Origin of the sequence: Pseudomonas sp. 29, assembly GCF_002754355.1 — a bacterium.
GTDB lineage: Bacteria > Pseudomonadota > Gammaproteobacteria > Pseudomonadales > Pseudomonadaceae > Aquipseudomonas > Aquipseudomonas neuropathica.
Map to the genome: position 1 here is coordinate 3,005,560 of NZ_PEEY01000001.1, position 9,441 is coordinate 3,015,000.

The 9,441-nt window shown below is 58.0% G+C and carries 11 protein-coding genes (1 of these 11 only partly in view); 2 read left to right on the plus strand and 9 right to left on the minus strand.

Annotated features, from left to right (window positions below; translation table 11 throughout):
• Positions 1 to 31: 31 nt before the first annotated feature.
• From CLU80_RS14095 to CLU80_RS14135, 9 genes are all read right to left on the minus strand, one after another.
• Entirely contained in the window at positions 32 to 349 is a 318-nt protein-coding gene (locus tag CLU80_RS14095) for a DUF2388 domain-containing protein (RefSeq protein ID WP_099757646.1), read from the minus strand.
• 107 nt (positions 350 to 456) lie between these two features.
• Positions 457 to 774 (minus strand): DUF2388 domain-containing protein, encoded by a 318-nt coding sequence (locus CLU80_RS14100; RefSeq protein ID WP_093429471.1) that lies wholly within the window; start codon positions 772 to 774, stop codon positions 457 to 459.
• Between the two features lie 134 nt (positions 775 to 908).
• Complete coding sequence (locus tag CLU80_RS14105; protein WP_099757647.1) at positions 909 to 1,118, minus strand: DUF1127 domain-containing protein; 210 nt, start codon at positions 1,116 to 1,118, stop codon at positions 909 to 911.
• 258 nt (positions 1,119 to 1,376) lie between these two features.
• Entirely contained in the window at positions 1,377 to 1,592 is a 216-nt protein-coding gene (locus tag CLU80_RS14110) for a DUF1127 domain-containing protein (RefSeq protein WP_007911656.1), read from the minus strand.
• Between the two features lie 320 nt (positions 1,593 to 1,912).
• Positions 1,913 to 3,406, minus strand: coding sequence for a succinyl-CoA:acetate CoA-transferase ScpC (scpC, locus tag CLU80_RS14115; RefSeq protein WP_099757648.1), 1,494 nt, complete (start codon positions 3,404 to 3,406; stop codon positions 1,913 to 1,915).
• A gap of 214 nt (positions 3,407 to 3,620) precedes the next feature.
• Positions 3,621 to 5,054 carry an NAD(P)(+) transhydrogenase (Re/Si-specific) subunit beta gene (locus CLU80_RS14120; protein WP_099757649.1) on the minus strand — a complete coding sequence of 478 codons (1,434 nt, stop codon included), beginning with the start codon at positions 5,052 to 5,054 and terminating at the stop codon, positions 3,621 to 3,623.
• Positions 5,054 to 5,374: an NAD(P) transhydrogenase subunit alpha part 2 gene (locus CLU80_RS14125; protein ID WP_003187417.1), complete on the minus strand. Its 321-nt coding sequence runs from the start codon at positions 5,372 to 5,374 to the stop codon at positions 5,054 to 5,056. The genes CLU80_RS14120 and CLU80_RS14125 overlap by 1 nt, the downstream gene beginning before the upstream one ends.
• Positions 5,375 to 5,389: 15 nt before the next feature.
• Complete coding sequence (locus tag CLU80_RS14130) at positions 5,390 to 6,511, minus strand: Re/Si-specific NAD(P)(+) transhydrogenase subunit alpha (protein ID WP_093429467.1); 1,122 nt, start codon at positions 6,509 to 6,511, stop codon at positions 5,390 to 5,392.
• Positions 6,512 to 6,945: 434 nt separating this feature from the next.
• On the minus strand, positions 6,946 to 7,845 hold the full coding sequence (locus tag CLU80_RS14135; protein WP_099757650.1) for a LysR family transcriptional regulator: 900 nt from the start codon (positions 7,843 to 7,845) through the stop codon (positions 6,946 to 6,948).
• 157 nt (positions 7,846 to 8,002) lie between these two features.
• Between CLU80_RS14135 and CLU80_RS14140 the strand changes: the two genes are divergently transcribed.
• Together CLU80_RS14140 and CLU80_RS14145 are read left to right on the plus strand one after the other, a co-directional pair.
• On the plus strand, positions 8,003 to 9,184 hold the full coding sequence (locus tag CLU80_RS14140; protein WP_007953903.1) for an acyl-CoA dehydrogenase: 1,182 nt from the start codon (positions 8,003 to 8,005) through the stop codon (positions 9,182 to 9,184).
• 13 nt (positions 9,185 to 9,197) lie between these two features.
• A protein-coding gene (locus tag CLU80_RS14145; RefSeq protein ID WP_099757651.1) for a CaiB/BaiF CoA transferase family protein crosses the window boundary here: on the plus strand, positions 9,198 to 9,441 show its beginning. Its footprint extends 977 nt past the window's final position; 244 of the gene's 1,221 nt are visible here — the first part of the coding sequence; its start codon is at positions 9,198 to 9,200; the stop codon falls past the right edge of the window.

Sequence of the window (9,441 nt, forward strand, 5' to 3'; positions counted from 1 at the left end):
GAAGGGCAAGGATAACAGGGGTACAGGATAACTATTGGACGAGAATTGCCTCTGCCAGTTCAAGGTCGCTGACATGAAGTTTCGGCCGGGTTTTGCGCAGGTAATGCAGCGCGGATTCCAGTCGAGCACCACGCCATTCACCGTCACTGGCAACAAAAGCTGCGGCATCATCGTGGGCCGCGAGCAGCAGTTTACGGTCGAACGGGGCGGAAGACACCATGCTGGTGGCGTAACCACTGACGACGGTGCCTTGGGTCGAAGCGTTAAAAGCATCGAAGGCGTCCACCGACGTAGCCCAGCCAGCGGTTAGCAGAACAGAAGGGATCAGCAAATTTGAAAGAAAACGCATGAGACTCGGTATTGGTTAGCGAGCCCAAAGGCTAGCGCAATGCCCGGACCAGAGCCAGCGCCGAAACATCGGGACACGACCGGCGTGTCCCGAACGGTGTCAGACGCTTAGATCGTCAGGATGGCTTGAGCCAACTGCGCGTCGGTAGCTTGTAGCTGTGGGGCCTGATGACGGATGTGATCCAGCGCGCTTTCCAGTTTTACACCACGGATTTCGCCTTCGCTGGCCACGAAGCTGGCAGCGTCGTCACGGGCGGCGAGGACGATTTTGTCATCACGGAACGACGAGGAAACGTCGGAGGTGGCGTCGGACGAGGATTTCAGTGCACCGACAACAGCGTCGGTGGTCACGATGAAGCTGGTGGCGCTGGCGTTGGCAGCCACGGCCAGCAGGGCGGCAGCACTGAGCAAACGAAGACGGGACATGGGTAACTCCTGTGGATAAACCGTATTGAGAGGTGGCTCGGGATCTGAGGAGTCAGACGCCAGTGACACAGCATTCGCCACGTTCTGCGTGGATATTAGGCCTGCTTTGCGAGGTTCGCACAGTGGGCAAAATGCTAGCGCCAGAACGGTTTATCCAGTTCACTCAGTCGATCGGCATGGCTGAGGCCAAGATCGGCGAGATCCCGACCGTCGAGTTGAGAGAGCAGGCGCCTTGTTCTGGCGCGCTCCAGGCTGTCCAGAAGCCCGCGAATCAGGCGACGCAGAGCATTGGGGCGAGGGTAGGAATGGCTGAAGTTTCTTGAAACATCCCGTAAGTCATTCATGACGTATTCCTTATTACCGGTGAAGGCGGAAGGTCATGTTGAGCCTGTGACAGAGGAAGAGGCAGATACAGCAGAAGCAAATTGTACTGGTCCAGGTGGTGATTATAATGAACTGTACCTGTCAGCGATAAAGCTAGCTGTATAGGGATTTAAAACTCCCCAAAACGACGAAACCCGTCGTGGTTTCCCACGACGGGTTTCGTTTGTTCAATTCGGGTTGCTGGCGGTGGGTCTAATGACCAGAGCCAGCGACGCTACTTAGCGCCAGAACGGCTTGCTCAGCTCTTCATAGCGTTGTGCTTCGCTGATACCGGCGTCAGCCAGCAAACGCGAATCCAGGCGAGCCAGTTGATGGCGGCTGGAGATGCGGCGCTGCCACAACATCAGGTTGGCGATAACGCGCAGAGGCAGGGAAGCCTGGGTGTTTACAGCTTTGTCTTCGAAGAACAGTTCGGAACTGAGTGTACGTTCCATGGTTGACATCCTTCCGCTTGTGGCGGGATCAGGTAGTGGTTTGACTGGTGCCCATGATCCTCTCGTTTGCCAAGTCTCTCTAGATACAGTTCAACTGTATTGTGAGTGACCAGTTAACTGTTTATAGGGGGTGTACGGGTCAAAAACGAGCAAACTGTACCTGTCCGCACTTAAGTGGTGCGTTTTTGCTCGATTCGAGGAAAAAGGTAGGCAAAATCTGTAGGAAAGGACCGGTACAGCAGTACAGTTTTTGTCAGCTTTGAAGATTGCAACAATCCGCTGACGCAAACTGTGTTTGCGCCAACGGTTATCTGAGTGAATTACACCGCAAGCATGCGCCCGGTTTCTTCCAGGTTGATATGCCAGCTCAACGCTTCACGCAGAATGTGTGGGGTATGGCCACCGATTGCACAGGCCTTCGTGAAGTAATCATCCAGCGCTTGACGGAAGTCCGGGTGCACACAGTTATCGATGATCACACGTGCACGTTCCCGCGGCGCCAAGCCGCGTAAATCGGCCAGACCCACTTCGGTCACCAGAATGTCGACATCGTGCTCGGTGTGGTCAACGTGGCTGACCATCGGCACCACGCTGGAAATCGCCCCGCCCTTGGCGATCGACTTGGTCACGAACACCGCCAGATGCGCGTTACGCGCGAAGTCGCCGGAACCGCCGATGCCGTTCATCATCCGCGTGCCGCAAACGTGGGTGGAGTTGACGTTGCCGTAAATGTCGAACTCCAGCGCCGTGTTGATCCCGATGATGCCTAGGCGGCGCACCACTTCCGGGTGGTTGGAGATCTCCTGCGGACGCAGTACCAGTTTGTCCTTGTACTTCTCCAGGTTACCGAACACGTCGCTGTTGCGGCGCTCCGACAGGGTGATCGAGCTGCCCGAAGCGAAGCTCAGCTTGCCGGCGTCGATCAGGTCGAAGGTCGAATCCTGTAGTACTTCGGAGTACATGGTCAGGTCTTCAAACGGCGAATCGATCAGACCGCACATCACCGCGTTGGCAATGTTGCCGATCCCTGCCTGCAACGGGCCGAGCTTGTTGGTCATGCGCCCGGCGTCGACTTCCTGCTTGAAGAAGGTGATCAGGTGATCGGCAATGGCGTTGGTGTCGACGTCCGGCGACGACACGGTAGACGGCGAGTCCGCCTGCTGGGTGATCACAATGGCGACGATTTTTTCCGGCGGAATCGGAATCGCCGTGTTGCCGATGCGGTCGTCGACTTTTACCAGCGGGATCGGCGTGCGCGTCGGGCGATAGGTCGGGATATAGATGTCATGCAGGCCTTCGAGGTTGGCGTTGTGCGCCAGGTTGATCTCGACAATCACCTGTTTGGCGAAAATTGCGAAGCTCGCCGAGTTGCCCACCGAGGTGGTCGGCACGATGTGGCCTTGCTCGGTGATGGCCACAGCTTCGATGACCGCGATGTCCGGCAGCTTCAGTTGCTGGTTGCGTAGCTGCTCGACGGTTTCCGACAGGTGCTGATCAATGAACATTACCTGGCCGGCATTGATCGCCTTGCGCAAGGTGCTGTCGACCTGGAACGGCATGCGCCGCGACAGCACGCCGGCTTCGGTCAGTTGCTTGTCGAGGTCGTTGCCCAGGCTGGCGCCGGTCATCAGGCTGATCTTCAGCGGCGTGACCTTGGCGCGCTCGGCCAGTGCATGAGGGACGGCTTTGGCTTCGCCAGCACGAGTAAATCCGCTCATGCCGACGGTCATGCCGTCCTCAATCAAAGCGGCTGCGTCGGCGGCGCTCATCACTTTATCCAACAACGAAGGCAGGCGAATACGGTCACGGTACATGGATTATTATCTCGGGAAGCGAGTAGCAGGATGCGCAGTCTAGTGAATTTGACGAGCGCCTGTCCCGCTACCAAGGTCGCAAACGAGGCGTCTATTTAGCGGCTTTGAAGTAAAACACCGTTACTGGATCTGCAACAACGCGGCAAATTGTCCGACTGTTTGCGCAAACAAAAACGCCCCGACAAGTCGGGGCGTTCGGTATTGCAGCGGGGAATTACTCGACCGCTTTGACCATGTCTTCGATGACTTTCTTCGCGTCGCCGAAGACCATCATGGTTTTGTCCAGATAGAACAGCTCGTTGTCCAGACCGGCATAGCCGCTGGCCATCGAGCGCTTGTTGACGATGATGGTCTTGGCTTTGAACGCTTCGAGAATCGGCATGCCGGCAATCGGCGATTTCGGATCGTTCTTTGCGGCCGGGTTAACCACGTCGTTCGCGCCGAGCACCAGCACCACGTCGGCCTGACCGAACTCGGAGTTGATGTCCTCCATCTCGAACACCTGGTCGTAAGGCACTTCGGCCTCGGCGAGCAGAACGTTCATGTGCCCCGGCATACGGCCCGCCACGGGGTGGATCGCGTACTTCACAGTCACGCCACGGTGGGTCAGCTTCTCGGTCAGCTCTTTCAGCGCATGTTGCGCACGTGCCACTGCCAGACCGTAGCCCGGGACGATGATCACGGTGTCGGCGTTGGTCAGCAGGAAGGTCGCGTCGTCAGCCGAACCGGATTTCACCGGACGTGCTTCTTTCGCACCGGCAGGACCTGCGTCTGCCGTGTTGCCGAAACCGCCGAGCAGTACATTAAAGAAGGAACGGTTCATCGCCTTGCACATGATGTACGACAGGATCGCACCGCTCGAACCCACCAGGGAACCGGCAATGATCAGCATCGAGTTGTTCAGCGAGAAGCCGATACCCGCCGCCGCCCAGCCCGAGTAGCTGTTGAGCATCGACACCACGACCGGCATGTCGGCGCCGCCAATCGGGATGATGATCAGCACGCCCATCACAAACGCCAGCGCTAGCATCAGCGCGAACGCAGTGAGGTTGCCGGTGAACATGAAGGTCAGGCCCAGTGCCAGCGTCGCCAGGCCCAGCACGGCGTTCAGCTTGTGCTGACCAACGAACTGTACCGGGGCGCCCTGGAACAGACGGAACTTGTATTTGCCCGACAGCTTGCCGAACGCAATCACCGAACCGGAGAAGGTGATCGCACCGATCGCGGCACCGAGGAACAGCTCCAGACGGTTGCCCGTTGGAATCGAATCACCCAGCTGTTTAACGATACCTAGCGATTGCGGCTCAACCACGGCGGCGATGGCAATGAACACCGCTGCCAGACCGATCATGCTGTGCATGAAGGCGACCAGTTCCGGCATCTTGGTCATTTCAACGCGTTTGGCCATGATCGAACCGGCTGTACCGCCAACCAACAAGCCGACGATCACGTAACCGATACCGGCAGTCGCGAGCTCAGCGCCCAACTTATAGATGAGGCCCACGGTGGTCAGGATCGCCAACGCCATGCCGAGCATGCCGAACAGGTTGCCGCGTCGCGAGGTAGTCGGGTGCGACAGGCCTTTGAGGGCCTGGATAAAGCAGATCGACGCGATCAGGTAGAGCGTCGTGACGAGATTCATGCTCATTACTTCGGCGCCTCTTCTTTTACTTTCGGGGCTTTCTTCTTGAACATCTCAAGCATGCGGCGGGTCACCAGGAAGCCACCGAACACGTTGACCGCAGCCAGCGCCACAGCAAGGGTACCCATGGTTTTGCCCAGCGGCGTGACGGTCAGCGCAGCGGCAAGCATGGCGCCGACGATCACGATCGCCGAGATGGCGTTGGTTACCGCCATCAAAGGTGTGTGCAGCGCAGGTGTAACGTTCCAGACCACGTGGTAACCGACATAAATCGCCAGCACGAAGATGATCAGGTTGTAGATACCGGGGGAGATAAGCTCTTCCATCGTCTGAATCCCTGCTTAGGCGTTTTTGCGGATGACTTGGCCGTCGCGGCACATCAGGCACGCGGCGACGATGTCGTCTTCGAGGTTTACGTCGAACTGGCCTTCTTTGGTGAAGACCAGCTTGAGGAAGTCCAGCAGGTTGCGCGCATACAGTGCCGAGGCGTCTGCAGCGACTTCACCGGCCAGATTGGTCGGGCCGCAAATGGTCACGCCATTTTCGACCACGACCTGATCGGCCACGGTCAATGGGCAGTTGCCGCCCTGAGCTGCCGCGAGATCGATGACCACCGAACCCGGTTTCATCTGCGCTACGGTTTCCGCGCTCAATAGCGTCGGTGCCTTGCGGCCCGGAATCAGCGCGGTGGTAATGACGATGTCAGCCTGCTTGGCGCGTTCGTGCACAGCCTGGGCCTGACGCTGCATCCAGCTCGCCGGCATTGGTCGCGCGTAACCGCCGACACCGACGGCGCATTCACGCTCTTCATCGGTCTCGTAAGGTACGTCGACGAACTTGGCGCCGAGTGATTCGATCTGCTCTTTTACCGCCGGACGCACGTCGGACGCTTCGATCACCGCACCCAGACGCTTCGCCGTAGCAATCGCCTGCAACCCGGCCACACCGGCGCCGAGAATCAGCACGCGCGCCGCTTTCACGGTGCCCGCAGCGGTCATCAGCATCGGCATGAAGCGCGGATAGTAATGAGCGGCCAGCAACACAGCCTTATAGCCGGCAATGTTCGCCTGCGACGACAACACATCGAGACTCTGCGCGCGCGAGGTGCGCGGCGCCGCTTCGAGGGCGAACGCGGTAATGCCGCACTCGGCCATCTTTGCGATGGTTTCGTTGTTGAACGGATTGAGCATGCCGACCAACACCGTACCGCGCTTGATCAGCGTCAGTTCGGCATCGCTTGGCGCGACCACTTTGAGAATCAGCTCGGCGCCAAACGCGTCATTGGCACTGCCAATGGTTGCGCCTGCCGCTTCATAGGCACTGTCGACAACGCTGGCTTTAACGCCGGCGCCGGTTTGCACAGTGACCTTATGACCTTGGCTGATCAGCTTTTTAATGGTTTCCGGGGTTGCAGCAACCCGTGTTTCACCGGTCTGGGTTTCGAGAGGAACACCAATGTGCACGTCAAATCTCCTGCGTGATCTTATTGAGTAAACCCATGCACTACGGATGGTGCGACTGGGGCGGCCGATCAGCACGATCCCGCCAAATCAGGGCGGGGCGCGGCATTTTGCAGGCGAACTTTATGCCCTTCAAGGGATTATGACGGGTGACGGAAAATTAACTACAAGTCATCCCGTGACCGAATGTCGCAGATGGCCAGCCGAATCCCTTGCAGGCCGTGCCTTGTAAGGATTCTGGCCGAATATGGAAAAATTTCTCATCGGTGACGTGAATAGGCACTAATGCGTCGCTGATGAAGGCTCAAAGCCACGTCTTCAGCCGCTTGTGGGACGTCTGTACGACTTTCGGATACAGTCTGTTGAATTGCGACAAATACTTATATCTGTAGGGCTTTTGTTTTCCTGACTACGGGGTTAGGTAACGTTGTAAGCCTTTACCCTTCTAGGCTGTAGCTCTGTGCCTGAGTTACCAGCCAGTCACGAAATGCCTTTAATGACGCTGATTCGACCTTTCGCTCAGGAATCATCAGGTAGTAGGCCTTGATGCTGGAAAGCGCCTGCGGGTTTGCAATCGCCAGGCGTTTCTCGGCCAGCTCACGCTGAATCAGGAACGGTGGAATCAGCGCGATCCCCATGTCGTGCATGGCCGCTTGGGCGAGCATGGAGAATAGCTCGTAGCGCGGGCCTGTCATGTCGCGGGGGATATTCAGCTGTTGCGAGTTGAACCACTGGCGCCAGGCGTAAGGTCGGGTAGTCTGCTGCAGCAGCGGCAGTTCGGCGATGGCTGCGGCTGTCAGAAGCGTCTTGTTGCCGAGTAGGGCCGGGCTGCACACCGGCATCGGATTCTCGCCCATCAGCCTGTGGGATTCGGTACCGGACCAATCGGCATCACCGAAGTAGATCGCCGCATCGAATTCGGTATCGGCAAACAGAAAGGGCCGGGTGCGGTTGGTCAGGTTGACCGTGACTTCCGGATGCTTGTGCTGGAAATCCTTCAGACGTGGCAGCAGCCATTGCGTGCCAAAGGTCGGCACCACCGCCAGTTCGATTACGTTGGTGCCTTGCTGGCCCATCACGGACAGCGTGTCGCGTTCGACTGCATCTAGTTGCGTCGCGACTCGGCGGCTGTAGGAAAGCCCCGCCTCGGTCAGCTTCACCCCGCGCCGCGAGCGTCGGAATAGTTCCACACTGAGGAACTCCTCAAGGCTGGCTATTTGTCGGCAAATGGCGCCTTGAGTCAGGGAAAGTTCTTCGGCAGCGCGGGTAAAGCTCTCGTGGCGCGCGGCAGCTTCGAAACTGATCAGGGCGGTGGTGCTGGGGATCTTCCTGCGCATGTACGTCAACCTCACTAATGCGCCGCATAAAAGGCATTCCGCGACGTTTCGGAGTGAGAAATTAGCACAACAGAATGCGAAATCCTCGTTTGCCGCGACGGCGAACCGCGCCTAGGATCAATGCCACGTTAATTCACCGATTTGCGAGGACAGACTCATGGGCGGTAAAGCTAGCTTCAACTGGATTGATCCCCTGCTGCTGGATCAACAGCTCACTGAAGAAGAGCGCATGATCCGCGACACCGCCGAGCAGTTTGCTCAACAGAGCCTCGCGCCGCGTGTTCTTGAAGCCTTCCGTCATGAGAAAACCGACCCGGCGATCTTCCGCGAGATGGGCGAAGTCGGTCTGTTGGGCGCGACCATCCCTGAACAGTACGGCGGCAGCGGTCTGAACTATGTCAGCTACGGTCTGATTGCTCGTGAAGTCGAGCGTGTCGACTCAGGCTACCGCTCGATGATGAGCGTGCAGTCGTCGCTGGTGATGGTGCCGATCAACGAATTCGGTACTGAAGCGCAAAAGCAGAAGTACCTGCCGAAGCTGGCTTCCGGCGAATGGATCGGCTGCTTCGGTCTGACCGAACCCAACCACGGTTCCGACCCTGGCGCGATGATCACTCGTGCACGTAAGGTCGACGGCGGCTACAGCCTGACCGGCGCGAAAATGTGGATCACCAACAGCCCGATCGCCGATGTGTTCGTGGTCTGGGCCAAAGACGATGCCGGTGACATTCGTGGCTTCGTCCTGGAAAAAGGCTGGAAAGGCCTTAGTGCTCCGGCGATTCACGGCAAGGTCGGCCTGCGTGCGTCGATCACTGGTGAAATCGTTATGGATAACGTGTTTGTGCCGGAAGAAAACATCTTCCCGGACGTGCGTGGCCTGAAAGGTCCGTTCACCTGCCTCAACTCGGCGCGTTACGGCATTTCTTGGGGCGCGCTTGGCGCTGCCGAGTTCTGCTGGCACACCGCTCGTCAGTACACCCTCGATCGCCAGCAGTTTGGTCGCCCATTGGCTGCCACTCAGTTGATCCAGAAAAAACTGGCAGACATGCAGACCGAAATCACCTTGGCCCTGCAAGGCTGCCTGCGGTTGGGGCGTATGAAAGATGAAGGCACTGCTGCGGTCGAAATCACTTCGATCATGAAGCGCAACTCCTGCGGCAAGTCGCTGGACATTGCCCGTATGGCGCGCGACATGTTGGGTGGTAACGGCATCTCTGACGAATTCGGCGTGGCCCGTCATCTGGTCAACCTGGAAGTGGTGAATACCTATGAAGGGACTCACGACGTTCACGCGCTGATCCTCGGGCGTGCGCAAACCGGTCTGCAGGCGTTCTATTAACAGGAGAGCGACCATGGGCGCGCTGTCGCATCTGCGGGTACTGGATTTATCGCGAGTATTGGCCGGACCGTGGGCCGGGCAGATCCTCGCCGACCTTGGCGCCGAAGTGATCAAGGTCGAGCGCCCGGGCAATGGTGATGATACGCGCGCCTGGGGGCCACCCTTCCTTAAAGACGCTTATGGCGAGAATACGTCGGAGGCGGCTTATTACCTGTCGGCCAACCGCAACAAGCAATCGGTAACCATCGATTTGACGC